Below are 26,983 nucleotides of genomic sequence, written 5' to 3'. Positions count from 1 at the left end.
GATCTCTCCCCCGGTCGGCGCGGGCACACCCACCCAGCCGTAGGTCAACCCTCCCGCCAGCTCATTCAGGATGGATCTTGCTCAATTCGGACGACAGCATGGCGCGGCTACTTGAACTTGATTGGGTGATGTAGGAGCCGTTCGCCTGACATCCCTCCCTCGTTTTCAGCAGCCCCGGATCGTGAGGTACGCGCAGGGCGGCGGTTTGACCGACGCCGAGAGGGCCGTGCGGGAGCGAATCCGGCAACAGGCAGTGGAACGCTTCGAGGGTGAGGAGAAGACCCGGGAGATCGCTGCCGCGCTGCGGGTGTCGGAGCGGTCGGTGGAGCGGTGGCGTCGGCAGTGGCGCGAGCGCGGCGAGGCAGGGGTGTTGTCGAAGGGATCACCAGGGCGCCCGAGGCTCGTTGAGCAGCAGATCGCCAGGTTGGAGCGGGAGTTGGAGCGCGGCCCGCTGGCCCACGGCTGGGTGGATCAGCGGTGGACGCTGGCGAGGGTGAAGACGCTGATCGGCCGACTGTTCCACGTGTCCTACACGGTCGAAGGCACGTGGCGTCTGCTGAAGCGGCACCGTTGGTCGTGGCAGCAACCCGCTCGCCGGGCGATCGAGCGCGACGACGCGGCGGTGGAACTCTGGAAGAAGGAGGTGCGGCCGCGGGTAAAAGCGCCGCGGCGGCGTGCAACGGCTGGATCGTCTTCGAGGACGAAGCCGGACAGTCGATGACGCCGCCACGCGCCAGGACCTGGGGCCGTATCGGGCACACGCCGGTCGTCCGCGTGCGCGACCGGGGCTCCGGTCAGGTCTCGATGGCCGGCATGGCGTGCTACAGACCAGGCGAACGGTCCCGGCTGATCTACGCAATCCGCGAGTACCGGGGCCGCGAGGGCGAGCCGAAGGGCTTCGCCTGGCGCGACTTCCGCGATCTCATCGTCCGCGCCCGCATCCAGCTCGGCGGCCCCATCGTGCTCGTCTTGGACAACGCCCGCATCCACCTCGTGCCACCGCTGAAAGCGTTCTTCGAGGCCAACGCCCACTGGCTGACTGTCTTCCAATACCCACCTACGCACCAGACCTCAACCCCAAGGAAGGCGCTTGTCGCTGGTCAAGCGCGACATGGCAACCTCGCCACTGCCAACCTCGATCAGCTGACGCAAGCCGTCAAACGCAAGCTCAAGATGATCCAGTACCGCCCACAGCTCATCGACGGTTGCCTCACCGGGACTGACCTGTCCATAAGCGACTGACCGAGATCACCCAATCAAGTTCAGTACTGACGCACCTCCGCCATCCGGTTGCCCACACCGGCTCGTTCGGAGACCGCCTCCACCGCGAACCCTGCGTCCGGTAGTTCTGCTGCACGTGCCGCATACGTGCCAGATCGAACGGTCAGCCACGGCGCGCAACTGGGCCGAAAGCGCCGAGTTCCATCCAACTCGACCTTGGGTGTTCGGTTGCTGTGGCCACGGGAGGCCGTAACCGCCCCCTCACCCGGTGGACCGTCTGACTGGGGGAGACGCACGTCGGCCGGGCGGTTCCCCCACGCCGGGGGCCGCCGTGGGCGACGGGCACCGCAGGCTCCGTGGTGCCGCGGATGGAAGGTCCGCGACGCGAGGGCGGGGTGACTGACAGCGCATGGACGGGGCGGCGGTGGCCGCCGTGACGGCGGGCTACGCCCTCTTCTCCCGGCGGCCGGCCATGACCGCCGTGCCGGCGCCGATGGTGTTCACGAGGAACCCGTCGAGGCGGAGCTCACGTCGACGCACGGACATCGCGTCGGTGAACAGGACCAGTGTCAGGGTGGCCTCGACCAGGGTGAGTACAGGAGCCGCGTCGTGCGTCAGGCTGAGCAGGTCGAGTCCGACCGGGCCGATGGCCGCCCCGACGGCTGACACTATGTCCGGCATGGACAGAGTGGTGACGGCAAAGCAAGACCTCGCGTCCCGCCCTCGGTATGCGGCTCTCCATCGGGAGTCCTTCGACGGTGGTGATCTCGTATCGGTGAGCTTGCGGCAGTTGTGGTTCACGCGGTGCTCGTTTCGCGGGGCTGATCTGCGTCAAGCCACCCTGGACGGCTGCCGCTTCAAGCTGTGCGATCTTCGCGGGGTCAACCTGAGCGGCGCATCCCTGCGAGGAGTCTCCCTGGCGGGCTGCGATCTGACCGGCGCCGATCTCCGGTCGGCGGACCTGACCGGCGCGCGATTGGGGCAGGTCCTCACTGGCACTCCGCCCCGGGGGTTGACCAACGCCACCGGCATCAAGCTGGACAACGCCGTCCTCCGCGACCTACATCTCGACCAGGTCATCGGCTGGCCCATCATCGGGTGATCGGCCGATGTCCGAGGCACATGGACCCGCCTGCGTCAGCAGGCGCGGGGCTCCCTCGCGATCATTGAGCGTAGGACACCTGCGTGATCACCAAGCCGGTGCCCGCACGGCCACCTCCCTCTCACGCCAAGGACCGGCAACAGCAGCCGAGTTGAAGTCGGCTGCTGTCAGCCGGGAATGTTTCGGCTCGCGAATTCTTGCGCGACATATTGACGCGGTCCACCGGTTCCCTATCATCCATTTGCTCGATACTTCGACCTTTGTTCGGGATGGCGAACGTCGGGGTCGTGTCGCATCGAGGTCCGCACAGCTCTGGACGGGGCCAACCGGAAACCCGCTCACTCACGTAATACGAGGTCCCCATGCGCGAACGCAGTTCCCGCCGCAGACAGTTGTCTGCAGTGCTCGCCGCCGTCATCGCGGCTCTCGTTTCATTGGCGGCGATGCTCGTCGCCAACCCGGCTCAGGCGGCCACCACCAGCGCCGTGCGCGGTGCCGCTTCCAACCGGTGTCTCGATGTGCCGGGCTTCAGTCAGACCGACGGCACGCTCATGCAGATCTGGGACTGCACGGGCGGCGTCAACCAGCAGTGGACGCTGACGGACAGCAACCAGCTGACCGTGTACGGCAACAAGTGCCTGGACGTTCCGGGCCACGCCACCGCGGCCGGAACCCGGGTGGCTATCTACACCTGCAACGGCGGCGCGAACCAGCAATGGCGGGCGAACGCCGACGGCACGATCGTCGGCGTGGAGTCCGGGCTGTGCCTGGACGTCTCCGGGGGCGGTACGGCCAACCAGACGGCGGTGCAGATCTGGACCTGCACCGGCGCCGGCAACCAGAAGTGGACCGGCCTGACCACGACCTCCTGCTCGCTTCCGTCGACGTACCACTGGACGTCGACCGGTGCGCTGGCGCAGCCGGCGAACGGGTGGGCGGCACTGAAGGACTTCACCACCACGACGTACAACGGCAAGCACATGGTCTACGCGACCTACTCCGACGGCAACTGGGGTTCGATGGGCTTCGCTCCCTTCACGAACTGGTCGGACATGGCGACGGCCGCCCAGACCAAGATGAACCAGGGCGCGGTGGCCCCCCAGCTGTTCTACTTCGCGCCCAAGAACATCTGGGTGCTGGCCTCGCTGGGCTGGGGCACCAACTGGACCTTCACCTACCGCACGTCCAGCGACCCCACCAACCCCAACGGCTGGTCCGCGCCGCAGGACCTGTTCACCGCCGGCTTCCCGGCCGGTGAGGGCGGCGTCCCGATCGACCCGACCCTGATCGCCGACGGCCAGAACATGTACCTGTTCTTCGCAGGCGACAACGGCAAGATCTACCGGGCGGGCATGCCGATCGGAAACTTCCCCGGCAGCTTCGGCTCGTCGTACACGACGATCATGAGCGACACGGAGAAGAACCTCTTCGAGGCACCGCAGGTCTACAAGGTCCAGGGCCAGAACCAGTACCTCATGATCGTCGAGGCCCGCAGCGCGTCCGAGCAGCGCTTCTTCCGCTCCTTCACCGCCACCAGTCTCACCGGTACCTGGACCCCGCAGGCCGCCACCGAGACCAACCCCTTCGCGGGCAAGGCCAACAGCGGCGCCACCTGGACCAACGACATCAGCCACGGCGACCTGGTCCGCAACAACCCCGACCAGACCATGACCGTCGACGCCTGCAACCTGCAGCTCCTTTACCAGGGCAGGACCCCGCCGCCCCCGGGGGACACCACCTCCTACGCGCTGCTGCCCTACCGTCCGGGCCTGCTCACCCTGCAGCGCTGACCCACCCCATCAACGGTGACCCCGACGCGGTGCGGTCCGCCAACGCGTAGACGAGCCGTCTGCGACGCGGACGACTCCACCCGCTGACCGAAACGCACCACCCTGAGAAACCCCAGCCGCGCGCCGGCTGGGGTTTCTGCTGCGACTACGCGAGGACACCCCACGGTGGTTGGAGTTACATGATGACCACGTAGACGCACTTCAAGGCAGCGGTCTCGTTCTCGAGCGTGGCCTCTTCGGTCGGCGCGGTGAAGACGGGCCTGAGGGCACGAGCGATCTTGTCCGCACGCCACAGGTGGGTGAACTTCCGTACGGCGAGGGTGGACAGGACTCGGATGCGGGCGGCACGGGTGTCGCTGTCCATGCAGGCGCCGATCTCGTCTTCGTCCAGGTGTGGCCGCGCGAGCTGCCTGGTGCCGTGCTTGCCGTCCGGCTCAAGGACCGGCGGCGAGGGCACCTGGCCGATCAGGTCGAAGGACGAGAGCCGAGGTTGGGATCCCGGCCTTCTCCTTGACCTCGCGCAGAGCCGCGGCCAGGAGAGTGTCGTCGTCAGCCTCGACGTGCCCGCCGCGGGCGAGCAGCAGTCCTCCGCTCGCCCCGTGGCGGATGTGCAGGACCCGCCGGTGTCGGTCGATCACCACGGCGCTGCACGTGACGTGGGCAGGAAGGGCGGTGCGGCTGGTCGGCGCGGCGTCGGCGACGGCGTCCGGGGCTGCCAGCAGGCCGGCCAGAGCGTGTCGTTCGCCGGGGTGCCGGTCCAGGTAGGCGGTGACCACGGTACGGATGTGAGAGAGGGAGGGCGGCATCGGAACCTCTGCGCTGGAGGGACGGGTGTGTCACGTGGAACTGCTCGGGCTCTTGTCGAGCCGGGCACGGGGGCAGGGGCGGCTCGGCTGTCAGCGAGGGGACGAACGTGAAGGGGCGTGGCCGGTCAGCGGTCCTGGGAGAGTTCCAGCAGCTCGGCGAAGGTTCCGCCGGCGTGGACGAGGTCGTCGTACCTGCCCTGTTCGGTGATCCGGCCGTGCTCCATCACGACGATGTGGTCAGCGATTCTGGTGTTCTCCAGGCGGTGGGTGACCACGATCGTGATGCGATCGGCGGCGATGGTCTTGATCTGCTCGAAGATCTGGTGCTCGCCACGCGGGTCCATCTGGGAGGTGGGCTCGTCCAGGATCAGCAGGCCCGGGCGCCGGTACAGGGCCCTCGAACACGCCACACGCTGCCACTGCCCGCCGGAGAGCTCCGAGCCGCCGAAGACGTCCCGGGCCAGGAGGGTGTCGAGACCGGCGGGCAGGTCCTCGACGGCCTCGCGCAGACCGACCGCGTCGACGGCCTCCCACACGGGGGCGTCGCCCTGGGTGCGGGGCTGGCCGAGGGTGACGTTCTCGCGGACCCGCAGTGGCCACTGGGCGAAGATCTGAGGCACCAGGCCGGTGTTCGCCCACACCGTGGCGGGGTCCAGCTCGGCGAGGTCGGTGCCGTTCCACGTGACTTTGCCCTTGTCGGGCAGGTAGATCCCGGTCAGCAGCCGGGTGAGGGTGGACTTTCCCGATCCGTTCGCACCGACGATCGCGAGGATCTGCCCGCGCTGCAGAGCGAGCGAGACACCGTCCACGGCGGGCTTGTCCTTGCCCGGGTACTGGTAGACGACCTCCTCGAGCCGGATCTCCTCGGTCGGCGCGGCATGCGCGCGGGGGCCGCGCTGGGGGGCGCGGGCCGCAGCGTCGTCGAGGAAAGCCTGCATGTCGCTCAGGTACAGGCTGGTGTGGAAGACCGCAGCGCCGTTGACGACCACCTGGGAGAGCGCGGCGAGCGTAGTCTGCACGGCGATGACCGCCGTCGCCGCGACCGCGAGCTCGACCCGGCCGGAGACCGCCAGCCACGCCAGGGCGCCCCAGGTCGCGACGAGGAAGACACCGCCGGCCAGCGCGGAGAGCAGGGCGATCCGCAGGGTCCGTGGCGCGGCCGCCAGGGTGCGCCGGTCGCACCGGTCGGACAGAGCCCGGTACCAGTAGATGAGGTAGTCCGTCATCGAGTTGGCGCGGACCTCGTCACCGTACTTCGACTCGGTCGCCCACCAGCGCATCATGCCGCGCACGTTGCGGTCCGCGATGTTGGCGTAGTGGATCTCGTAGTCGACCCGGGCGGTCAGCACGGCGCCGACGCCGGCCGGCAGCACCGCGAGCAAGAGCGGCGGCAACATCCACGGGCTCAGCACCGACAGCACGCCGCCGGCGGTGACCATGCGGATCAGCGCGGACAGGAACCGCTGAGCGTCGGTGACCATGACGTGCGTACGGATCACCCCCATCTCGGCCGCCTCGTGCCGGTCCGAGAAGCCGTCCTCTGCGTAGGCAGAGGCCTCCACGCGGCACACCGCCTCGACCAGCGCGGTGTCTGTCTCCGTCGTCAGTCGCGGAGTGATCCGCCGCTCGGCGTACGCGGCGACCGCCCCCGCCGCGCGTGCCAGCGCGGCGGTGAGCGCCACCACCAGCAGCGCCGGCAGGGCGCCGCGCAGCCGCTCGCCGGCGGCGCCGTCCCCGAGGACCGGTGCCATGGCGCGGGCTGTGGCGGCGAGCAGCACGGCGGCAGAGACGCCTGTGACCACTTGGCAGCCGAGCAGGAGCTGCACGGCCCGCCGGTCAGTTCGCCACGACAGCCGCGCGATCCGGCCCAGGACGGCCGGGATCTGGGCGCACATCCGCGGGAAGGAGACCTCGGCGAGCGGATTGACGGAGTACTGCCCGCTGTACGTGATCTCCGCGGGCAGGGGCGGCGGCGGAACGGTCTTCTGCTGTTCGTTCGTTGCGGCCGAGGCCAAGGCGGGTCCCCCCAAACGGTCGTCCGGCGCGGTCGTGAGGTTCAACGACCACGCCGAGATATCGAACTGGTGTGTTTGAGCCGCTTCAGATTTCCCGAGATAGAGCGGCTGGGGCCGTATGGAGAATGCACGGACCCAGTCGCCGCAACGGGTCTCTGAAACAGAGCGGTTGGCCGAATCGCCGACAGTGGCGTACCCGCGTGCCCTGGGCGACGTCCACGACGCGCGCGTCGACGCTGTGGTCGACGATCACGCGGCCCGCTCCTTCCGGTCGCCGGTGCCCCCGACCCCGCGGCCGCCGCGCAGCCGGCCGTCACCGTCCACGGTGGCCGTCCGCGCGGTGTCCGGGACGGCGGTGTTCTTGACCGCGTCGAAGCCCTGCCGCGCCGTCTGCCGCCCGCACGGACGAGGGCAGGCGACGGGTGTCCGGCGTGGGGGCGCCGGAACAGACTCCGTGACTGATGGGGCAGCTTCCGCTCCCACAACGAGATGCCTGGCCTGCGGCCTCGGCGTCCTGCACCAGGCCTGCACCCCCGCTCAGCAGACCGCGCAGTCGCCTCATCAGCGACAACGGCCTTCCGGGCGCCCGGTCCGGGCAGCGGCGACGCGGGGAGCCGGCTGCGCGCAGCGGCAGCGCGCGCAGACCCGGCGTCGTCATGGTCACACCCATCGGCCGACCGGCGACCGGTCAGGGGGCGGGAGCGGATCCAGGGCAGGTGGAGGGTCTCGGCTGCCCCGGGGCGTGCGTGCCCACCGTGCTCTTGGTGATCACCGTGCCCGCCTCCGCGGCGAGATCGATCCCGAACTCCACCTCGAACTCCGTGGGGCCCGCCGCGCTCAGTCGGCCGATGAGGACCTGGGCGGCCAGGTCACCGGTTCGATGATCCCGCCCAGCTTTCGGGCAGGTCATGGACGTTCCGCGCAGCATCGGGGCGGCCGCCCGGCGGTCAGTCGCTCCGGCCCGGCCCCGAGGACGTGCGGCCGATGAGTCGGCCCCCACGTCACGACGGGTCGCAAGGTTTCCGCAAGGTCCGTGGCGCAGTGTTCGACCGGCAACGCGATACGCCGCCGGGCGCGACCCAGATGACGTCGAGATTCGTTCGGCGAGGCCTCGCCCCCGGCGGCGCGTCGACTCCCCACCGTACATGTCACCCGAAAAGGAACCCTGTGAAGAAGCCCCGTATGGGTCGCGTCATCGCGGCCTCGGCCGTGCTGATCAGCAGCGGCGCCGTTGTCTTCGTGCCCGCCTCGGCGGCCTCGGCCACCGAGGACGACTGCGACGGCATCGCCGTCATCGGCCGCTTCCGGGCCGTCGAGTCCGGAGCCTCGTTCGACTTCCACGGCCGCCGCGTCGAGTTGCAGAACGAGTCGGCGCTCGACCGCTACAGCCGCGCGGAGATCAAGTCCGGTCGCCAGACCGGCGACCGGCTGTGGGTCGACCGCAGCTTCCACTCCTTCCCCGACTTCAAGGGCATCGTCAGCGATCAGCAGGCGAAGAGCGATGGCTGGAAGATGTGCGGCCCCTACACCGGCAGCCGTACGCAGTCCGTCTTCAACTCCAACTTCGCCGCGCGCGCCTGTGCGGAGATCGACGGCGTCACCAAGTGCGGCAAGTGGTACGTGGACTGAGGTGTCCCGGCGGCGGGGCGCCGAAAGGGTGTTCCGCCCTGTGACCGTCTCCTGCCGGGCCGCCGCCCGTCCGACGTCGACGGGCGACGGCCCGACGGCCCGACGGCCCGACGGCCCGACGGCCCGCGCGCGTTGCGTCGGTCCTCTCACGGCGTCGGGAACAACGCCTCCCCACCGGATGCGGCGAAGACCGGGGGGCACGAAGGACGACACGGATCACGTAGGACGCTCGCCGGGGCCGGGCGCGCGCCCGGCCGCCGACGCTCGGACGCCGGCTCGTGAAGCGGTGTCAGCAGCCGGGAGGCTGCGGTCCGCCCGCCGGTCGGCCGGGATCGAGCCGGTAGGGCTCGAACGCCTCGTCGGCCGCCGGTGCATAGGGGCGTTTGGACATCCGGGTGACCAGTTGCCACATGCGCCGCTCGTCCTCCAGGTGTTTCGGGAGGGCGAGGCCGAGTCCCTCGGCGAGAGGCCTGCGTCCCAGGTTGACCAGAGCGCGCACGGCTGCGGCCCACTCGTCGGTGGCGGCCACCGCCGCGTGGTACCAGACCGGCGTGAGGGCGAGCAGACAGGCGCCGGAGAGGACGAGCACCGGACGGTCGGCCTGGGCGCTGCTCAGCGACGCGTACGCGGCGAGCGCCACCGCCGCGTGTCCGTAGAGGAGGGCCACGAAGAAGTCGACGTTCGTACGGGCCGCCACCACCTGCTTGCCGGCCGGTTCCGGCGCGACGCTCGTCAGCTCGTTCCACAGCACCTGGGTGTCGAGCCGGTACCGGTCGTATCCGTACTCCTCGAACCTGCGGATGGCGTTCCCGAGCCGGGTCGGTGTGATCTGCTGGTCGCTCACCGGGTAGCGGCCGAGCCTCTCTCTGAGAAGGGCTCGCCTGATGGGCGAGGCGAGCGAGGGGTCGGCGAGGCGGTCGGTCGTCCTCTGCCGCCGGGCGCGCTGCCTACGGCAACCTCGTTCGTAGGCGGCCGTCGGCCACAGCGCGTACCCCTCCAGGAAGCGGTAGAGGGGAGTCTGCAGAGCGTTCAGAACCAGCCCGAGCAGGACGGCCGTCACCAGCAGCAGAAGCGCGGTGTGGCCGCCGGACGCCGGCCACAGGCGCACGAGGACCGCCGGCCGGTGCAGGCTCGGGGCGACGGCGAACGCGAACACGGCGAGGTTCAGCGCGGTGGGCAGGATCCACCCCACGAGCACCGCCCATCCGCCTGTGAGCACGCCTTTGGCGATGTCCCCCACGCGCTACCGCTCCGGAGTCTGTCGTGGCCAGTCGTCGTCCGGATCGTGTTCCGGCCCGGGCGGGGTGTGACCCGAGGGGGCGTGGACTCCGTCCGACGGCCGGTCGAGGAGAATCGTCCCGTGGTCGTCGTGGTCGGCCTCGACCAAGCCCGTGACGCTCGGCTCGTCCGTGTCCTGCGCCGCCTCCTCCGGGAAGGGCTCCGGCGGCCTGGGGTATCCGGGCAGGGTGACCCAACCCCGAAGCGTGCGGCCCTGCTTGGTGACGTGGTCCCTGGGACCGAAGGCCGCGGGGTCGAGGCCGCGAGCGCGGTCCTGGACCACCACCGAGCCGTAGAGGTCGTCCGGGACCACCACCATCAGCCGGGCGCGGATCGCCCGGGCGAACACCCCGCTCACGGCGGCGGACTCCACCAGCTCGGCAAGGTTCTCGACGACCCCTCCCGTCCACTGCGAACCTTCGACCGCCACGAGTCCCCGGCTGATCCCGACCCGCAGTCTCATGCGGTGACTGGCGTTGTGCGACTCCAGGTGCGTCCGAAGATCGATGTCGAGGCTCGAGACGAACGGCTGAAACAGCCGGCCCGGGGAGACCGAGCCGGGGATCAGGATCAGCAGGCCGTCCCCGCGGTCCTGTCGCGGGCATCGGTCCGGGTCGAGCCCGGCGTGCGTGAGCGCGGACCCGGCCATGCGGTGCATGGCTTCACGCAGTCGCGAGCGGACGGCGTCGGGCCGCGAACCGAAGTCCTCGATGTCGAGCAGCACGATCCAGTGGGGGAGCGCCTCCCTCGTCATGTGCCTCCTCGTCGACCTGGACCGGCCGGGCGGACCACACCCGCGGAACCCGAGTGACCCTACGGGACCTGCGAGACCTACAGGATGTGCAGGACCCGCGAGACCTGTACGGCCGGCCGAGCGGCGACGCCGCGCCGGCTCTCACCACCGTAGCCATTCCCACCCGTCCGCCGTGGGGGAACGATCCCACTGGAACCATGGTCGCCACAGCCGGCGGCCCCCTCACGAAGGGGTATTGGGGCGAGGCCCGAAAGCCGAGCGGCCCCGCCGTGATCCCGGCGGCGGCTCGGTTTCACGGATGCGGACAGCGGTCGTTCCCGCTCGGCGGCATGCATACCATTGCATGAACGGCATCCAGGCCAGGCCTCCAGGTCGCCCGCCAGTGGAGATGCCGCCAGGTCGCCTGGTTCCGCGAGGACGCGGAGCCGTCGGCTGCCGGGGAGGCACAAAGAAAGCGGGGGTGCGGCATGCATCGGCGGGCGCTACTGGGTCGTGATACGGAGCGTCGCACGCTGGCTGCCCTGGTCGAGCAGGGGGCCGCCGGTTCGGGCGGCGCGACGGTGATCACCGGCGCGCCGGGGATCGGCAAGTCGGCGCTGGTCGCGGAGGCCGCAGGCGCGGCAGCACGCGGCGGGACCCGTGTGATCACCGCTGTGGGGGTCCAGTCGGAGGAAGACCTGCCCTGTGCCGGCCTGCACCAGCTGGTTCACCAACTGCGGGACGGAATCGACGACTTGCCGGGAGGTCAGCGCACCGCGCTGCTCGCGGCCGTCGGGCTCGTCGACGAGGCCGTACCCGATCTGTACCTCGTCGGCTTGGCCGCGCTGACCCTGCTGACGGACGCGGCGGCGAAGGCGCCACTGCTGGTGGTCGTCGAGGACGCCCACTGGATGGACCGTGCCAGCCTCGATGTGCTCGGGTTCGTGGCGCGGCGGATCGAGTCCGACCCACTCGTTCTGTTCGCCGTCACCCGGCGCCTCGACGACCGCCTCAGCAGTGCCGGCCTGCCTGTGCTGCACCTGGGCCCGCTGACGGACGAGGTGTCGGGTGAGGTACTGGACACGGTGGCCCCCGGACTGGGACAGCAGGTCAGACGGCGGCTGTTGGAGGAGGCCGCCGGGAACCCGCTGGCGCTGACCGAGCTGCCGGTCGCGCTGCAGTCGGTCGGCGGGGCGTACGCGCTCAACCCGGGTCCGCTGCCGCTGACCGCGCGGCTGGAGCGGACGTTCACGGCACGGATCTCCCGCCTGCCGGCCGACACCCGTGCGGTCCTGCTCCTCTCGGCCCTCAACGGTGACGGGACGATGGACGAATGCCTCGCCGCGGCGACCCGGATGCTCGGGACGACGGTCGGCGTGGGTGCTTTCGAGGCAGCGATCGACGCGGGCCTGGTGGAGGCCCAGAGGACGGCCTTCAGGCACCCCCTCATCCGGTCGGCGATGCACCACGCCGCCACCGCCGCGGAACGCCAGGCCGCGCACGCCGCGCTGGCCGCCGCGCTCCAGGGGCAGCCCGATCGGCAGGCATGGCACCGTGCCGCCGCCACCGCCGGTCTCGACGAAGGAGCGGCACGGGATCTGGACTCCACTGCCGGCAGAGCCCTGCGGCGAGGTGGTGTCGCCGCAGCTCTTGCCGCGCTGAGGCGGGCGGCGGAGCTGACGAAGGACCCCTCCGCGCGGGCGGACCGGCTGCTCCGGGCGGCGGAGCTCGCACTGGAGTCGGGCCAAGGAGACGTCGCGACGCATCTGCTGACCCAGGCGCGCTCACTGGACCTTTCGGTCCGGGACCAAGGCCGCGCGGCCTGGGTCAGCATCGCTCTGGCCGAGGGGACGCGGGGCGAGGGCGCCGCGACCGCCGAGCTGGCCGAGCTGGCGGTCGAGATCGCCGCCGGCGGCGAGCCGACACTGGGGTTGCGCATGCTCTGGAGCGCGGTCCTGCAGTGCTTCTGGGGGGAGCCGGGCCCGGCCGCCCGCGAGCGGGTCGCCGCCGCTGCCGACCTCATGCCCGTGCCTGCCGACAACGCAGACCTGGTCGCTCTGCGGGCGTACTCGGCGCCGGTCGAGCGTGGGGAAGGGGTCATGGAGGGCCTGGCAGGTCAGCTGGAGCGCTCGTCGGAGAACGCCGAGGGGGACCAGCTCCTGGGGGCCGCCGCCGTGACGGTGGGCGCTCCCGCCCTGGCGAGCCGGTTGACGGCGAGGTCGCTGGACGCCCTGCGAGCGCAGGGCAGGCTGTCGATGCTGGCCCGCGCCCTGTGCGTTCAGGCGGGGAGCGCCGCACGGCTGGGTGACGTGCGCGCTGGTTCCCTGGCCGCGGAGGAGGCCGCGTCGCTTGCCCGCGAGACCGGTCAGCCTCTTGTGCACGCGATGGTGAATGCCATCCGCGCGCAGCTGGCCGCCGTCAGCGGCGACCCGGCGGCAAAGGCATGGGCGGCCGAAGCCGAACGCGAGGCCCTTCCCAGCGGAGGGCGCCCGGTGCTGGCCATCATGCAGATGGCCCGCGGGCAGGCGGCACTCTGCCAGGGCCGCTACGGCGACGCGTTCGGCCACCTGCACCGCGTCTTCGACCCGGCCGACCCCGCCTTCCACTCCTGGCTGCGCTTCTACGCGGTCGCGGAGCTGGTCGAGGCGGGGGTGCGCAGTGAATCCGCGGGGGTGGCACGCGACATCGTGCGGGAGCTGACCCCGCTCGGGAAATCGACGTCTTCGCCTGCCCTGCTCTGCGGGTTGCGACTGGGCCGGGCCCTGCTGAGCCCGCAGGATGCCGCCGAGCCGCTGTACAGGGCGGCCCTCGACGCCGTCCCCACGGACTGGCCGTTCGAGGGGGCGCGGGCGCGCCTCGCCCTGGGCGAGTGGCTGCGGCGTCACCGGCGGCCCGCTGAGTCCCGCGTCGTCCTGCAGGCCGCACGCGAGATTTTCGACGCGCTCGGCGCGTCGGCATGGGCGGAGCGGGCACGGCAGGAGCTGCGCGCCGCGGGCGCGTCGTCCCCGCGGCAGGATCCGGCCGCGGTCGACCGGCTGACCTCGACCGAGTTGCATGTCGCCCAGCTCGCCGCGCAGGGTCTGACGAACCGGGAGATCGGCGAGCGGTTGTACGTCTCGCCCCGGACGGTGAGCACCCATCTCCAGCGGATGTTCCCCAAACTGGGGGTCACGTCCCGCGGCGAACTCGCCGCGGTGCTCGGCGGCGCGACGACGTACCCCGAAGGCGCAGCGTCATGACGTACACGGAAGACGCAGCACCATGACGTACACGGAAGACGCAGCACCATGACGTACGTCGAAGCCGTAGTCCGACGGACGCGATCCGACCTGCTTGATTCCTAGGTTTGTGCCATGCCCGGTGCGCACACGGCGGACGGGCGGGAAGGCACACCATGGGAACCATCACCGTCGGCGCCGAGGGCTCGACCGGCATCGATCTCTACTACGAGGACCACGGGTCGGGACAGCCGGTCGTCCTGATCCACGGTTACCCGCTGGACGGGCAGTCGTGGGAGAAGCAGACCGATGCGCTGGTCAAGGCCGGCTACCGCGTCATCACCTACGACCGCCGTGGCTTCGGCCGGTCGAGCAAGACCATGTCGGGCTACGACTACGACACCTTCGCCGCCGACCTGGACACCGTACTGACGCAGCTCGACCTGCGTGACGTGGTCCTCGTCGGGTTCTCGATGGGCTCGGGCGAGGTCGCCCGCTACCTCGGGGTCCACGGCTCGGAGCGAGTGGCGAAGGCGGCGTTCCTCGGTTCGCTCCAGCCGTTCCTGTTGCAGACGCCGGACAACCCCACCGGTGTGCCGCAGAGCGTCTTCGACGGCATCGCGGAGCAGGCGGAGGCCGACCGCTACGCCTGGTACGAGAGCTTCTTCGTCGACTTCTTCAACACCGACGAGACGCTCGGGTCGCGGCTCAGCGAGGCCGCGCTGCGGGCGAACTGGGCCACCGCCATCGACTCGGCGCCCATAGCGGCGTACGCGTGCGTCCCGGCGTGGCTGACGGACTTCCGGGCCGACGTGGAGCGCATCGACGTGCCGTCGCTGATCCTGCACGGCACCGCCGACCGCATCCTGCCGGTCGACGCCACGGCCCGCGAGTTCCGCCGCCGCCTGCCCGGCGCGCGGTACGTCGAGATCGACGGCGCTCCGCACGGGCTGCTGCTCACCCACGCGGCCGAGGTCAACGCCGCCCTGCTCGACTTCCTCGCCGCCTGAGAGCCGACGCTTGTCACGAAAGGACCGCACTCCTGTGCCGGTTTTCAACAACGCTCTGCCCGAGCGCGACCGCGAGACCGCGGGTGCGGCGCTGCAGGCGACCCTGGCCGACCTTCTCGACCTGTCCCTGGTGGCCAAGCAGGCCCACTGGAATGTGTACGGTCCGCGCTTCCGCTCGGTTCATGTCCAGCTAGACGAGGCCGCCACCGTCGCCCGGAACCACGCCGACACGGTGGCCGAGCGCGCGGCCGCCCTGGGCGTCAGTCCGGACGGCCGGGCCGGGACCGTTGCGGGAGCCAGTGGCGTGCCCGCCTTTCCGCCGGGCTGGACCAAGGACAGTGACGCCGTCGAGGCCTTGGTGTACGCGCTCTCTGCCGTGACCGAAAGGCTGCGTGAGCGCATCGTCGCGGTGGGCCCGGTGGATGTCGTCACCGAGGATCTCCTCATCGGACTGACGGCCGATCTCGAGAAGCAGAGCTGGATGTTCCAGGCGGAGAACCGGGCCTGATCAGGGGGCCAGAGCCTCACAGTTGTCGTCCGAAGTGGAGAAGAGCATGGGTGTCGAGGGAACGAGCACGGACCGATTCGAACCGGTACGAGCGGTGCTGAGGGCGCACCTCGAAGCCGGCGAGGAGTTGGGGGCGTCGATCGCCGTCGATGTGGACGGGGTCATGGAAGTCGATCTGTGGGGTGGCCACGCGGACGAAGCACGGACCGTTCCGTGGCACCGGAACACGTTGGTGAGTATGTGGTCGACCACGAAGACCCTCACCAATCTCGCGGCTCTCATCCTCGTCGACCGGGGCGCGCTGGATCTGCACCGCCCGGTCGCGCACTACTGGCCCGAGTTCGCCGCCCAGGGAAAGGAGCACATCGAGGTGCGTCACGTCCTGGCTCACACCTCGGGACTCTCCGGCTGGGAGCAGCCCTTTTGCATGGAGGATCTCTACGATCGGCCTACCGCGAGTGCCCGGCTGGCCGCGCAGGCACCCTGGTGGGAGCCGGGCTCCGCGTCGGGCTACCACGTGCAGACCCAAGGGCAACTGGTGGGAGAGCTTGTCCGGCGGGCCAGTGGTCGTACCCTGACGGAGTTCGTCGCCACCGAGATCGCCGAACCGGCGCAAGCGGACGTCCAGATCGGCGCGCGACGGGCCGACTGGCCGCGTATCGCCGATCTGGTGGCCCCTTCGCAGCTAGGCGGTATACCCACGGGTCTTGATCCCGAGGGGATCTTCACCAGGACGCTGCTCGGAAGCCCTGCACGTGACGAGCACGTCGACACCCCGCAGTGGCGCTCCGCTGAACTCGGAGCCGTCAACGGACACGGCAACGCACGTGGCCTGGCCCGAGCGCTGTCCGTCATCTCGCGGCGCGGCCAGGTCAACGGCCGCCGGCTTCTCTCCGAGGAGACGGTGGACAAGGTGTTCGACGTACAGGCCGACGGAGTCGACCTGTTCCTGGGCGTTCCCGTCCGCTGGGGCATGGGCTACGCACTCGCCGATCCGAGGACGATGCCGCACATGCCCACCGGGAGGGTCTGCTTCTGGGTCGGTCGGGGCGGTTCGATCGTCATGATGGACCTCGACCGGCGCGTCACGTTCGCGTACACGATGAACCGGGTGGGCGACGGGATCCTCGGCTCGGAGCGCACGCACAGCTACCTCAGGCATGTCTACGAAGTCCTGGAGCGTACCGGCTGAGGTGCAGCCGTAGGCTCCGCGCGCGGCGCTGTGCACAGCGCCGAACGTGCCGCCAACCGTCTCAAGCACTTTCGCGCCGTCGCCGCACGCTCCGAGAACGGCTCTATCCGAAGACCGAGGGCTGCGGCACCACTTCGGCCATAGGCTCGATCACATCGGGAAGCCGCTGCCCGCGGCACGTCGCACCGCCATCCATGTCCGCGAACGAGCAGTCCGCCGGCGGATGAACCGGTCCGGTCGCCCCCTCGCAGGACAGGACGACGGCGCTCATCGCCCGGTGGACGGGCGAGGCCGAAGCCTCGGGATCACCCTCGGGCCGCAGCCCGGCAGCCGCTCTCCGGGGCGCTGTCGCTGTCGCCACCAGCACTCCGATCCGCGCTGCTCACGTGACGCAGACGGACGCACGTCAACCAGGTACCGGCGAAGCGCCCCGGGCCCCGTTTCTCGACGTACCCAGCTGCATTGCCCTTCGGTCCGTCGGGCACCATCCATCGAACAAGAGGGATTTCACACATGCGCAACACCCGCCTCGTCCGTCCGGGCAGCAGAACCGCGCTGGTCGGTGTCACCGCGGCCGTCGGACTGTCCGTCGCCGCCGTCACCCTGCCCGCTGCGGCCGACGCTACGCCCCACCACCCCGTACGTCCGACGATCGTGCTGGAACACGGAGCGTTCGCCGACGCCGCGAGCTGGGACGGTGTCGTCGCCCGGCTGCAGCGTGCGGGCTACCCGGTGGTGTCCGCCGCCAACCCGCTGCGTGGTCCGGCGACCGATGCCGCTTACCTGCGCAGCGTCCTCGACCACATCGACGGGCCCGTGGTCTTGGTCGGTCACTCCTACGGCGGCACCGTCATCAGCCAGGCCGCCGCGGGTCTCGAGGGCAAAGTGAAGGCATTGGTCTACATCGCGGCGTTCCTGCCGGACGTGGGCGAGAGCTCGATCGGGCTGACGGACAAGTTCCCCGGCAGCACCCTCGGCCAAGCCGTCGAGTCCGTCAACTACGTCCTGCCCGACGGTGATCAGGGCGCGGACGTGTACATCAAGCCGGAGAAGTTCCGCAGCCAGTTCGCCGCAGACGTGCCGAACGACAAGGCCAGGCTCATGGCTGCAGGGCAGCGTCCGATCGCTGCCGCCGCTCTGGAGGAGAAGTCCACCCAGGCCGCCTGGAAGACGATCCCCTCCTGGTCGCTGGTGACGACGGAGGACCGCAACATCCCAGTGGCTGCCCAGCGCTTCATGTCAGCCCGCGCCGATGCCCGCACCACGACCATCGACGCGTCACACGCGGTAACCGTGTCCCGCCCCGAGGCCGTGACCCGCATCGTCGAGCAGGCGGCCCGCACGGTCCGATGACCGAGGCGCGCCGGCGCCAAGCCGCGCCCCCGGCCAGTGCCTGGTGTGCACCCAGCCCTGCCCCGCGTCCGGGTGCCGGTCCGGGGAATGCTGTTCCTCCTGGTGCCGCGGCTGCGTCAGGTTCCTGCGCAACAGGGGTCTGCTGCCCGGCGGCCCGGACGTGTTGCTCCCTCGGCCGCGCCGGCGCCTGGACCTGCCGACGACGCGGTGATCGTGCGTCTCACACGCCGTCTGCCCAGGTAGACGGCGTGAGCTGTGAGGGTGTGAGTCTGCGGGCTACCTCCTCGCAGCCGCGCCTCAGTACGCCCTGGCCGGAGCGCCGGAGCGCCGGAGCGGAGGACGACGGGGGCATGGCCGAGCACGACCACGACCAGGACGACGTCGCCGAACCGGCGCGGCCGCCGCTCACCGCAGCGCACGCCCGGGAGGTGACGGCCGGGCTGCGCGAGGCGATGGACGACGTCCGGCGCTCCGCGGCGGTGCTCGCCGCCCGGGTCCGCGACGCGCACGCCGCCCGCGTCCGGACACCCCTGGGACAAGTCGTCTTCCCTGTTGAAGCCGATCCAGTGGGTGCCGATGCGGAGGTCACCTGCGCGGGCCGCTTGCCGACCGCCTGACGGTCGTGCGCGTGCTGCCCGCGCAGACGCCGCCCGGCAGGTAGCCGGTCAGCCGGCGCAAGCGCACCCGGCGGCCGTCTTGGCCTCGGCCGGGGTCTGGGAAGGGCCGAGGGCCTGCTCGTCGGGAGTGCAGCAGGCGGTGGTGCCGCAGCAGGCGTCCGGGGCGATGCCGGCCTTCTCCAGGGTGTCGGCGTCGGCCTTGACCACGTAGACCTCCCACGGCTCCTTGCCCGGGCCGGTCACCCACACCTTGTCCTGCAGGGCGTAGCAGCAGGCGGTGTCGTTCTCCTCGAACGTGGCCAGGCCCGCTTCCTTCAGCCGGGTCGTGGCAGCGGTGACCTCCTCGGCGCTGGCGACCTCGACACCGAGGTGGTCCAGGCGGGTCTCCTCTCCGGCCTCGCCCTCGATGAGCACAAGCTTCAGCGGGGGCTCGGTGACGGCGAAGTTGGCGTAGCCCTCGCGCCGCTTGGCGGGCTCGGTGCCGAACAACTTGGAGTAGAAGGCGATCGAGCCTTCCAGGTCGGCGACGCGCAGGGCGAGCTGGACTCGGGACATGGCGGTCTCCCATCACAGGCATGCTGTATCGACGGATGTCGATACAGCCGAGCTTGCCACCTGGATAGACAGACGTCAACATAGAGTCATGTCGAAACAAGCTGATCTGCCGCTGCTCGGTCAGGACGTGACATGCTGCGCCCCGATGGTCCGCCGGCCGCTGGGTGAAGTGGACGCCATCGAGCTGTCGCGGATGTTCAAGGCGCTGTCGGACCCCATCCGGCTGCGGCTGCTGTCCCTGATCGCCTCCCACGAGGGCGGGGAGGCGTGTGTGTGCGACCTGATCGGCCCGTTCGACGTCTCCCAGCCGACCATCTCCCACCACCTGAAGGTGCTGCGCGAGGCCGGTCTGGTCGGCTCCGAGCGGCGGGGGACCTGGGTGTACTACTGGGTGCTCCCCGAGGCCCTGGCCAAGCTGTCCGCCCTGCTGCAGACCCCTGCCGTGCCCGCGAAGGCGTCCGCGTGAATGCCCCGGTGCCGCTGACGCGGCGGGCGGCGGCCGAAGCCGTCGGGACGGCGGCGCTGGTGGCCGTGGTGGTCGGATCCGGGATTCAGGCGACTGAGCTGACCCGCGATGTCGGCCTGCAGCTGCTGGCCAACTCACTGGCGACCGTCTTCGGCCTGGGCGTGCTCATCGCCCTGCTCGGCTCCGTGTCCGGGGCGCACTTCAACCCCGTCGTGACGCTCGCCGCCTGGTTCACTGGCCGCCGTACAGCCGACGGTCCCAGCCTGCGGGAGGTGGCCGCGTACGTGCCCGCGCAGATCGCCGGGGCCATCGGCGGCGCGGTCCTCGCCGACGCCATGTTCGCCCGGCCGCTGGTGCAGTGGTCGACGCACGACCGGTCCGCCGGACATCTGTGGCTGGGCGAAGCGGTCGCCACCGCGGGACTGGTGTGGCTGATCTTCGGGCTGGCCCGGGCGGACCGGGCGCACCTTGCGCCGGTGGCGGTCGCCTCCTACATCGGCGCCGCCTACTGGTTCACCTCCTCCACCAGCTTCGCCAACCCGGCGGTGACGATCGGGCGGGCTTTCACCGACACCTTCGCCGGCATCGCTCCCGCGTCCCTGGCCCCGTTCTTTGCCGCCCAGCTCGCCGGTGCCGGCGTGGGCCTGGTCCTGGTCGCCGTCACCTTCGGGCGTCCGGCGCCTGCAACCGGGGACGACGTCGTCGTCCCGCACCGCGAGCAGCACCTCGCCGCCCCCGCCCGACCTGCTGAAGAAAGCGCCGTTGTCTCATGAGCACTTCTGCCGCCCCGTCCGTTCTGTTCGTCTGCGTGCACAACGCCGGCCGCTCCCAGATGGCCTCCGCCTTCCTCACCCATCTCGCCGGGGACCAGGTCCAGGTCCGCTCGGCCGGCTCCGCCCCCGCCGACGCCGTGAACACCGCCGTGGTGAAGGCCATGAAGGAGGTGGGCATCGACATCTCCGCGCAGATACCGAAGGTCCTCACTGCCGAGGCGGTCCAGGCCTCGGACGTGGTCATCACGATGGGCTGCGGGGACGCCTGCCCGTACTTCCCCGGCAAGCGGTACCTGGACTGGAAGCTGGACGATCCCGCCGGACAGGGAGTCGAGGCCGTCCGGCCGATCCGCGACGAGATCGAGCGGCGCATCCGCGGCCTGCTCGCCGAGCTCGGCATCGAGGTGACGTCGTGAACACGGCCACCGGCGTCCGCGTCACGGTGATGCGGCCCGAGCACGCCGCGGCCGTCCTGGAGATCTACCAGCTCGGCATCGATGAGCAGAACGCCACCTTCGAGACCACCGTGCCGGCCTGGGAAGCCTTCGACGCGGCCAAGCTGCCCGACCACCGCTTCGTCGCGTTGGACGACGACGGCCAGGTGCTGGGCTGGGCAGCGGTGGTGCCGGTGTCCGACCGGTGCGCGTACGCCGGGGTGGTCGAGCACTCCGTCTACGTCCATCCCGAGGCTCGCTGCCGCGGTGTCGGCCTTGCCCTGCTGACCGCTCTGATCACCTCCACCGAGGCGGCGGGCATCTGGACGATCCAGTCCGGCGTCTTCCCCGAGAACATGGCCAGCCTCACCTTGCATCAGCGGGCCGGCTTCCGGGTCATCGGGACCCGCGAGCGCATCGGTCAGCACAACGGCCGGTGGCGCGACGTGGTCCTGATCGAACGCCGCAGTCCAGTCATCGACTGAGCTGCCAGGCGGACTACTCCAGCTCAACACACTGAACTTGACAGGGAAACTCCATGGAAGTCGTACTGCCGGACGGAGTTCGGCATCAGCCGCGCGCAGGCTTACCGGCTGCTGGACGTCGCCGCGCCCTGGCCGCGATCCACGGCGCGGTCACCACTGGCACCGAGACGCCTCGCACGCGAGACACCGACCCGGCCACCGCGGCCGCGCTCGACCACGGCCGGTCGCAGCGTGTCCTGATCGCCGTCTCCGGCCGTACCGGCGTGACGAGGGCCCGAGCCGCCGCCGATGAGCGCGGAAGATGTGTGCGCCCCCCCCCGAGTCAGAGGTCTGCCGGGGCAGACAGGGCGCACGCCTCGGCAGAAGGGCTGCGCAACTCGCCTGGAATAGGCGGCTCGCCGTCCGCGGTATCACCGCGCGCTGCCAGCCAGGGCATCCGATGGACGAGAGTGTCGCGCAACCTGGCGAGGGCTGCGATCCGCTCGTCCAGTTCAGCCACCCGTTGCGCGCCGACGATGTAGCCGTCGGCGCATGACGGCGAGTACTCGAACACTTCAGGCAGATCGGTGTCGAGGTAGCGCACGAAGGACTTCACATCCTCGACGGTGAACCCGGAGGCCAGTAGCTCGCGGACGTTGCGGACCCGGGTCACAGCGCCCGGCTTGTATATGCGATAGCCCGCGCCCGTCCGGTCGGACTCCAGCAGGCCCTGCTCCTCGTAGTAGCGCAGGGCGCGGGTCGTGGTATCCGTCTGTGCGGCCAGTTCACCGATCAGCATTGTTCAGCCACCTCCGAGCCAGTTGTAAGGCCTCACCCCTACGTCAAGGTCAACCTCCGAGCCGGACCACAGTCTTCCCGGTGTACACGCCGCGGACGAGATCGAGCAGCGCCTGCGGCGCGCTCGCCAGCCCCTCGATCACCGTCTCGTCGTAGACGATCGACCCTTCGCGCAGCCAGCTACGAAACTGCGCGCCGAACTCCTCGGCACGCTCCAGGTGGTCCCACAGGGTGAAGCCACGGATGTTCAGGCGCTTGCCGAGGACGCTGAGCAGATCACCGGGGCCCTCGTCGGGACGGGCCGTGCTCTGCCGGTTGAGGGCTCCGCAGACGGCGATGCGGCCATGCACCTTCATGACCTCGATCGCGGCCCGCAGCTGCTCGCCCCCCACGTTGTCGAAATAGACGTCGATGCCGTCGGGAGCGGCTTCGCGCAGTCGGTCGACGACGGGGCCGTCGTGGTAGTCGAACGCCGCGTCGAAACCGAGCTTCTCGGTCAGGTGGGCGACCTTGTCCCGTGAACCGGCGCTGCCGATCACTCGGGCTGCTCCCTTGAGCCGGGCGATCTGACCGGCCATGCTCCCCGTCGCCCCCGCCGCGCTGGAGACGAAGACGGTGTCGCCAGGCCGCAGCTCCGCCGCGTTCATGAGCCCGACGTAGGCGACCAGCCCGAAACCCAGATGCATGGAAGGAGATGGGTAGGCGTCATTGTCGACGCGGCGGAACGCCCCGGCCCCGGACATGGCGTACTCCCGCCAGCCCAGCCGATGTAGGACCAGGTCTCCTTCGTCCAGTGACGGATCCGCCGAGGCGACCACCTCACCGATGGCGTCCCCGTACATCACCTCACCGACCTCGTAGCGGGGCATCGGCAGGCCGGACTCGCCCTCCATCAACATGAGCATGCCCGGGTCGAGTGACATGAACAGGTTACGGACCAGCACCTGGCCCGGTGCGAGATCCGGGACGGCAACCTCGGTGATCTCGAAGCAGTCGAGAGTCGGGAGCCCCTGGGGTCGCGCGACGAGCCGGACCTCCAGCCCGTTACGAGGAATGTCGGGACGGAGGGACGCCGGTGTGCTCTTCAAGGAGGAATTCATGACGGCCACGCTAGGGATTGACCCAAGCGTGAAGGTCAACGCGTTCTGCCAATGGCAGGTGCGAGGACCGACCCGAACCCGAACAAACCCTGGCAGGGACAGAGGGTGAATAACTCGATGGCATTGAGAACCCTGCCTGCGCCACCTCCCACCCCAGCCAAGCTGCCTATCCACGCAACCCATTAGCGGCCGGCGAACGACGAGTCCGCAGGAGCTCACTCCGGCGCCGTGCCGAGGTGCGCCGACACGACGTCGTCGCACACTGCTTCAACCAGCTCAACGGCTCCGTGCCAGCGTCGGCAGAGACGGCTTCGCGCTCGGGCTCCTTTGCCGGGCGGACGTCCGCGGCGTCGAACGCGACAACAGGTTCGCGGGAGCGGACTCCCGCTGGGCCGACTTCTGTCTCTGATCGACGCGGACCGCGCCGCCGTCGGGCTGCCCGAGGTCTGAGCGCGAACAGCGGGGCAGCGCGTACCCCGAGCTCGGGGCGGACCCGCGCACGGTATCGGTGTGCAGGTAGGGCGTGACGGCGCGGACGGTCAGCACGACGCACCCGGTCTGCTTGGTGCCGGTCAATGCGTTGAGCCGCGTGACGATGGAGGCGATGAAACGCCACGACGACTCTGCTGGACGCCTGGCGACGAGGTCCGGCCGCCGTCCGGGTCGCATCCGGCGAGCCGTCCGCGACGCCTGAGCACACCACCCCCTCCACTGCGAGTGACAGGGCTCTGCAGCTGCCGGGACGGGCACTCTGCGCACACTTCGCCGGCCTCGGAGCACGGCCCCGCCCCCATGCACCAAAGCCCCACCGCTCCGGAGCCAGCTGACCGGCCCTGGTCTCAGCGCGCAGAGCGGACGGCGCCTCGGGTTTCGCCCTGGCCTTCACGGCAGTGAATGACGCCGGGTTGCCGTTGCGGCCGGTGGCCATGCCTGCCGGCGCGGTCGGTGGTGCCTGCCCGGCTCAGGCTCCACGCCCGCCGCTGCAGACTCCCTGTGCACCGTGGGCGGGCGTCGGCGCGGCACTCGAACTGCCGGTGCTCAGCCACCCGAGAGGCCGATTGCGGTTGACTCCGCAGCGTGCAAAGTTAGTCACAAAAGGTAATTGACTGACTGACTGAGGAGCGCGGATGACCGAGAATCGTGCGGCGATCAACATTCGGAAGATCGAGAGCGGCTTGCTCACGGCGGGGGACTCCATGGATGAGGATCTGATCAGTGCGATCGAGGAGCGCCTCGATGAGGCCAAGGCCGCCCGGGCCGCCGGAGACGACCAGGAGGCCATCGCCATCACGAACAAGATTCTCGAGCGTATGGAGAAGACCGAGACGAGCGCCTGACGACCGGGCCTCCGTCTCGTCCAATGCCACTGCGCCCGGTCTCCAGACGGGCCAGGACCTGCATACGGGCCCCGCGGCGCAGGGCCGGCCAACGGAGAGGGGCCGCATGAGGGCGCCCGTCACCACCCTCCCGCTGCACCTGTGGCTTGCGGCGCCGAAGGGGCTGGGGAGTCGACGCCCGACACCGTCGCGGGATGCCTGGATTGCTGAAGTGTTCTGTACGGCCAGCGGAAAGCGCCCGGGCCGAAACGGCCCGTACTGGAAACGGCCAGAGGGGAACACGCTGGCGGAACGGCGATCCCGTCAGCCTGACCGGCTGGGATGGCTCGGCGTGGTGAAGCAACCGCTCGGAGTTCTCTCGCTAGTTCGCGTCGTACAGGGCCTCGACGTGCCGGAGTTTGAGGTCACGGCGCTTGATGTGGCCAAGGTGCGGTTCGAGGTGCCGGCTCGGCCTCACGGTCCTGGACGCGGTGGGACCGCAGCGTCTCGGAGCCAGGCGACTCGTCGGTGCTTCATGCGCTGTGTCCGCGTCCTCGGCGCCGTCAGCAGCCTGAGCAACCGGGCCCGGCCCGCGACCTGCCGCAGGCGTCGGCACAGCCGCGCGGCCGACGGCTGCCGAGCTCGTTCGCGATCGACTGCAGCCAGTCTGTCAGCCCGACACCGGAGCGGCGGTGCCGCTCGGGCAGTCTCGGCACCTGTTCGACGAACGGCGTACGGGAATGTTGCTGGCCAGTTCGCAGAGACCTACCGGACCTCGTGCGAAACCGATGAACCTATGCGGCCACAGCACCAGCGTTGTGGCCGCGGAAGAAGCTGGGACACGGCTTCGAGGTCGGCTGACCGCCGAACCGGGGCGTGAGGAGGTCAGCCGGTCGATGATGGCCGCGCAGAGCCCGGAATCGGTGAAAAATCCATGCCCAGCATGGTGACGAGCAGGATGGGGGCGAAGGCGGCGAGTGCCGGACCGTTGATGCCGCCGGTCATGCCGCCGTACCGCCCTCGCCCGACAGGTGTGCTGTCTCCGTGGTCTGGGCGGCAACAGCGTCGCTGCCGACCGAATCGTCTGGTTCGGCGACCAGCGGAGTGGTGCCCGATGGGGGCTGGGCGACGGCCTGCGGGGTGCTCCCACGACTGGCGACGGCGAGTCCTGCCAGGGCCATGGGGAGCGCGACGAACACCGCGGCGGTGCGGATGCCTCCCGGCGCCGAGAGGACCAGGGCGATCAGGGGCGGCCCGAAGGCTCCGCCGGACTTGCCGACCGCCGCAGCCCATCCGCCGGCGGTGCCCCGGATGGCCACGGGGTAGATCTCGGCCGTGTAGGGGCCGATGAGCGCGATGACGCCGGCTGTGCCGGCGAACAGCAGCATCACGGTGGCCAGCAGGAGGGGCCGGCTGCCGTCCATGCCGACGGCTGCCAGCGTCAGGAGGGCGGCGACGGTGAGGGCCGCGTAGACGACCATGGTGCCCTTGGCCGACCAGCGCATGTAGAGCCATGCACCGATCGCGCAGGTGGGGATGGCGAGCAGCGACGAGATGAACAACAAGGTGGCGGCGGACATGCCGTGACGGCCGGAGGACTCCAGTTGGCTGGGCAGAAAGGTGATGAAGCCCCAGTAGACGAGGCCCCAGGCCAGTGCGTAGGCGCTGACCACCAGCGTTTTGGCCGTCTGCGGGGGTGTGAACAGGGTAGAGGCTGGGACCTGCTTCGTCCGTGTCTGGCGGGTGGTGAAGGCGGCCGATTCGGGAATCCAGCGGTTCAGCGCGATCAGGATCAGGACCAGGGGGAGCTGCGCGAACCACGTCACGCGCCAGCCGGCCAGCGGAATGAGAACGGCGGCCAGTCCGGAGGCGGCCATGTAGCCGCCGGTGGTGGTGAGTCCGGCCTGCAGGACCATGATGGCCGCGCGTCGGCCGGGCGGCAGGCTCTCGGTCATCAGGGCGTAGACGACAGGCAGCATGCCTCCCGCCGCCATCCCCATGAGGGCGCACGTGGCGAGGGTGCCACCGAAGGTCGGCATGGCGCCGCACACCGTGGTGCCGAGGAAGAGCAGGGAGGCGATGAGGATGGTGGCCCGGCGGCCGATGCGGTCCGCCGCGCGTCCCCACACGAGCGATCCGAGCACGGTGCCGGTCAGCGCCACCGTGGGCAGCCACGAGACGTCGGCGGCGCTGAGGTGGTACTCGGCCCGCAAGCCGGGCGAGATGAATGCCAGGGTGGCGGGCTTCATCTGGTCCACCAGAAGGGCGAAGCTCAGAATGGCGATGAGGCGATGCCGGCTCGCCGCCGTGGTGCCGGCCGGAGTGGAGGCGGCACCGGGACCGGCTGTCCGCGGCTGCACGATCGCGAAGCCGGACAGCACCACGCCGACCACGATGGCGACCATGGCCGCCCACATCACCGACGACATTCCCATCATGGACATGCGAAAGTTCACGGAGGCGGAGTCGATGAACATCCACAGGTGCTCGACGACGCCGGCGCAGGTGAGGGCGACGCCCGTCCAGAACAGTGACGGCCGGGGTATCAGCGGCATTGGTGGCGCAGACAAGGGTCAACTCCTCACGGAAAGCCGCGCGTGGGGGT

27 protein-coding genes are annotated in these 26,983 nt (G+C 70.2%); 16 read left to right on the top strand and 11 right to left on the bottom strand.

Going from position 1 to position 26,983, the window contains the following annotated elements; translation table 11 throughout:
- The first annotated feature begins 181 nt into the window (after positions 1-181).
- On the top strand, positions 182-721 hold the full coding sequence (locus tag BG482_RS01505) for a winged helix-turn-helix domain-containing protein (protein ID WP_069766939.1): 540 nt from the start codon (positions 182-184) through the stop codon (positions 719-721).
- Entirely contained in the window at positions 718-1,242 is a 525-nt protein-coding gene (locus BG482_RS01500) for a transposase (RefSeq protein WP_370745733.1), read from the top strand. Before BG482_RS01505 ends, BG482_RS01500 begins: the two co-directional genes overlap by 4 nt.
- Positions 1,243-1,665: 423 nt before the next feature.
- Here the strand turns inward: BG482_RS01500 and BG482_RS01495 are convergent, their stop codons facing one another.
- On the bottom strand, positions 1,666-1,902 hold the full coding sequence (locus BG482_RS01495; protein WP_141746522.1) for a hypothetical protein: 237 nt from the start codon (positions 1,900-1,902) through the stop codon (positions 1,666-1,668).
- Between BG482_RS01495 and BG482_RS01490 the strand changes: the two genes are divergently transcribed.
- Positions 1,901-2,323 carry a pentapeptide repeat-containing protein gene (locus BG482_RS01490; protein ID WP_069767053.1) on the top strand — a complete coding sequence of 141 codons (423 nt, stop codon included), beginning with the start codon at positions 1,901-1,903 and terminating at the stop codon, positions 2,321-2,323. The two genes, BG482_RS01495 and BG482_RS01490, sit on opposite strands and share 2 nt — an antisense overlap.
- Before the next feature lie 362 nt (positions 2,324-2,685).
- Positions 2,686-4,113: a non-reducing end alpha-L-arabinofuranosidase family hydrolase gene (locus BG482_RS01485; protein WP_069766937.1), complete on the top strand. Its 1,428-nt coding sequence runs from the start codon at positions 2,686-2,688 to the stop codon at positions 4,111-4,113.
- Positions 4,114-4,288: 175 nt separating this feature from the next.
- Here the strand turns inward: BG482_RS01485 and BG482_RS44805 are convergent, their stop codons facing one another.
- The 4 genes from BG482_RS44805 to BG482_RS01465 all read right to left on the bottom strand — a co-directional run bounded on the left by BG482_RS44805 (position 4,289) and on the right by BG482_RS01465 (position 7,844).
- Positions 4,289-4,570, bottom strand: a complete 282-nt coding sequence (locus BG482_RS44805; RefSeq protein ID WP_069766936.1) for a hypothetical protein — start codon at positions 4,568-4,570, stop codon at positions 4,289-4,291.
- Entirely contained in the window at positions 4,548-4,889 is a 342-nt protein-coding gene (locus tag BG482_RS01475; RefSeq protein WP_256096156.1) for an NUDIX domain-containing protein, read from the bottom strand. The genes BG482_RS44805 and BG482_RS01475 overlap by 23 nt, the downstream gene beginning before the upstream one ends.
- 155 nt (positions 4,890-5,044) lie before the next feature.
- Positions 5,045-6,934 (bottom strand): ABC transporter ATP-binding protein, encoded by a 1,890-nt coding sequence (locus BG482_RS01470; RefSeq protein ID WP_069766934.1) that lies wholly within the window; start codon positions 6,932-6,934, stop codon positions 5,045-5,047.
- A gap of 688 nt (positions 6,935-7,622) precedes the next feature.
- The gene (locus BG482_RS01465) at positions 7,623-7,844 is read right to left on the bottom strand and encodes a CU044_2847 family protein (RefSeq protein ID WP_176741279.1); all 222 of its coding nucleotides are present in this window, start codon (positions 7,842-7,844) and stop codon (positions 7,623-7,625) included.
- Between the two features lie 272 nt (positions 7,845-8,116).
- Between BG482_RS01465 and BG482_RS01460 the strand changes: the two genes are divergently transcribed.
- Entirely contained in the window at positions 8,117-8,563 is a 447-nt protein-coding gene (locus tag BG482_RS01460) for a hypothetical protein (protein ID WP_069766932.1), read from the top strand.
- Positions 8,564-8,852: 289 nt separating this feature from the next.
- Here BG482_RS01460 and BG482_RS01455 read toward each other — a convergent pair whose 3' ends face one another.
- Entirely contained in the window at positions 8,853-9,803 is a 951-nt protein-coding gene (locus BG482_RS01455; protein WP_069766931.1) for a hypothetical protein, read from the bottom strand.
- 3 nt (positions 9,804-9,806) lie between these two features.
- A complete protein-coding gene (locus tag BG482_RS01450) occupies positions 9,807-10,595 on the bottom strand; it encodes a hypothetical protein (protein ID WP_069766930.1) in 789 nt (262 codons plus the stop codon).
- A gap of 467 nt (positions 10,596-11,062) precedes the next feature.
- Between BG482_RS01450 and BG482_RS01445 the strand changes: the two genes are divergently transcribed.
- The 6 genes from BG482_RS01445 to BG482_RS01420 all read left to right on the top strand — a co-directional run bounded on the left by BG482_RS01445 (position 11,063) and on the right by BG482_RS01420 (position 18,472).
- Positions 11,063-13,813 (top strand): AAA family ATPase, encoded by a 2,751-nt coding sequence (locus BG482_RS01445; protein WP_069766929.1) that lies wholly within the window; start codon positions 11,063-11,065, stop codon positions 13,811-13,813.
- A 155-nt stretch (positions 13,814-13,968) separates the two neighbouring features.
- Positions 13,969-14,802, top strand: a complete 834-nt coding sequence (locus BG482_RS01440; protein WP_069766928.1) for an alpha/beta fold hydrolase — start codon at positions 13,969-13,971, stop codon at positions 14,800-14,802.
- 34 nt (positions 14,803-14,836) lie between these two features.
- Positions 14,837-15,310 carry a Dps family protein gene (locus tag BG482_RS01435; protein ID WP_069766927.1) on the top strand — a complete coding sequence of 158 codons (474 nt, stop codon included), beginning with the start codon at positions 14,837-14,839 and terminating at the stop codon, positions 15,308-15,310.
- Positions 15,311-15,356: 46 nt separating this feature from the next.
- Complete coding sequence (locus tag BG482_RS01430) at positions 15,357-16,502, top strand: serine hydrolase (RefSeq protein ID WP_069766926.1); 1,146 nt, start codon at positions 15,357-15,359, stop codon at positions 16,500-16,502.
- A 513-nt stretch (positions 16,503-17,015) separates the two neighbouring features.
- Positions 17,016-17,855: an alpha/beta fold hydrolase gene (locus BG482_RS01425; protein ID WP_069766925.1), complete on the top strand. Its 840-nt coding sequence runs from the start codon at positions 17,016-17,018 to the stop codon at positions 17,853-17,855.
- Positions 17,856-18,205: 350 nt separating this feature from the next.
- Positions 18,206-18,472, top strand: a complete 267-nt coding sequence (locus BG482_RS01420) for a hypothetical protein (RefSeq protein ID WP_069766924.1) — start codon at positions 18,206-18,208, stop codon at positions 18,470-18,472.
- A 48-nt stretch (positions 18,473-18,520) separates the two neighbouring features.
- On the opposite strand, the gene BG482_RS01415 is transcribed toward BG482_RS01420, so the two are convergent.
- Positions 18,521-19,027 (bottom strand): ArsI/CadI family heavy metal resistance metalloenzyme, encoded by a 507-nt coding sequence (locus BG482_RS01415; RefSeq protein WP_069766923.1) that lies wholly within the window; start codon positions 19,025-19,027, stop codon positions 18,521-18,523.
- Between the two features lie 88 nt (positions 19,028-19,115).
- Between BG482_RS01415 and BG482_RS01410 the strand changes: the two genes are divergently transcribed.
- Genes BG482_RS01410 through BG482_RS01395 form a run of 4 tightly spaced genes read left to right on the top strand, consistent with a single transcriptional unit; the run spans position 19,116 to position 21,185 of the window.
- Positions 19,116-19,493: a helix-turn-helix transcriptional regulator gene (locus tag BG482_RS01410; protein WP_069766922.1), complete on the top strand. Its 378-nt coding sequence runs from the start codon at positions 19,116-19,118 to the stop codon at positions 19,491-19,493.
- Positions 19,490-20,266 (top strand): aquaporin, encoded by a 777-nt coding sequence (locus BG482_RS01405; protein ID WP_069766921.1) that lies wholly within the window; start codon positions 19,490-19,492, stop codon positions 20,264-20,266. Before BG482_RS01410 ends, BG482_RS01405 begins: the two co-directional genes overlap by 4 nt.
- The gene (locus tag BG482_RS01400) at positions 20,263-20,682 is read left to right on the top strand and encodes an arsenate reductase ArsC (RefSeq protein ID WP_069766920.1); all 420 of its coding nucleotides are present in this window, start codon (positions 20,263-20,265) and stop codon (positions 20,680-20,682) included. Before BG482_RS01405 ends, BG482_RS01400 begins: the two co-directional genes overlap by 4 nt.
- Before the next feature lie 29 nt (positions 20,683-20,711).
- Complete coding sequence (locus BG482_RS01395; RefSeq protein ID WP_069767052.1) at positions 20,712-21,185, top strand: GNAT family N-acetyltransferase; 474 nt, start codon at positions 20,712-20,714, stop codon at positions 21,183-21,185.
- A 322-nt stretch (positions 21,186-21,507) separates the two neighbouring features.
- Here BG482_RS01395 and BG482_RS01390 read toward each other — a convergent pair whose 3' ends face one another.
- Complete coding sequence (locus tag BG482_RS01390) at positions 21,508-21,963, bottom strand: MerR family transcriptional regulator (RefSeq protein WP_079141494.1); 456 nt, start codon at positions 21,961-21,963, stop codon at positions 21,508-21,510.
- Positions 21,964-22,012: 49 nt separating this feature from the next.
- Entirely contained in the window at positions 22,013-23,062 is a 1,050-nt protein-coding gene (locus BG482_RS01385; RefSeq protein WP_069767051.1) for an NADP-dependent oxidoreductase, read from the bottom strand.
- 1,127 nt (positions 23,063-24,189) lie between these two features.
- Here BG482_RS01385 and BG482_RS01375 point away from each other — a divergent pair.
- The gene (locus tag BG482_RS01375) at positions 24,190-24,399 is read left to right on the top strand and encodes a hypothetical protein (RefSeq protein WP_069766918.1); all 210 of its coding nucleotides are present in this window, start codon (positions 24,190-24,192) and stop codon (positions 24,397-24,399) included.
- 980 nt (positions 24,400-25,379) lie between these two features.
- On the opposite strand, the gene BG482_RS01370 is transcribed toward BG482_RS01375, so the two are convergent.
- Positions 25,380-26,948, bottom strand: coding sequence for an MFS transporter (locus tag BG482_RS01370; RefSeq protein ID WP_256096155.1), 1,569 nt, complete (start codon positions 26,946-26,948; stop codon positions 25,380-25,382).
- Positions 26,949-26,983 lie beyond the last annotated feature (35 nt).

This window comes from Streptomyces sp. LUP30, assembly GCF_001746365.1.
In the GTDB taxonomy this organism is placed as follows: Bacteria; Actinomycetota; Actinomycetes; order Streptomycetales; family Streptomycetaceae; genus Streptomyces.
Note: the sequence above shows the minus strand (reverse complement) of the source record. Positions and strands in the feature narration are given on the sequence as shown.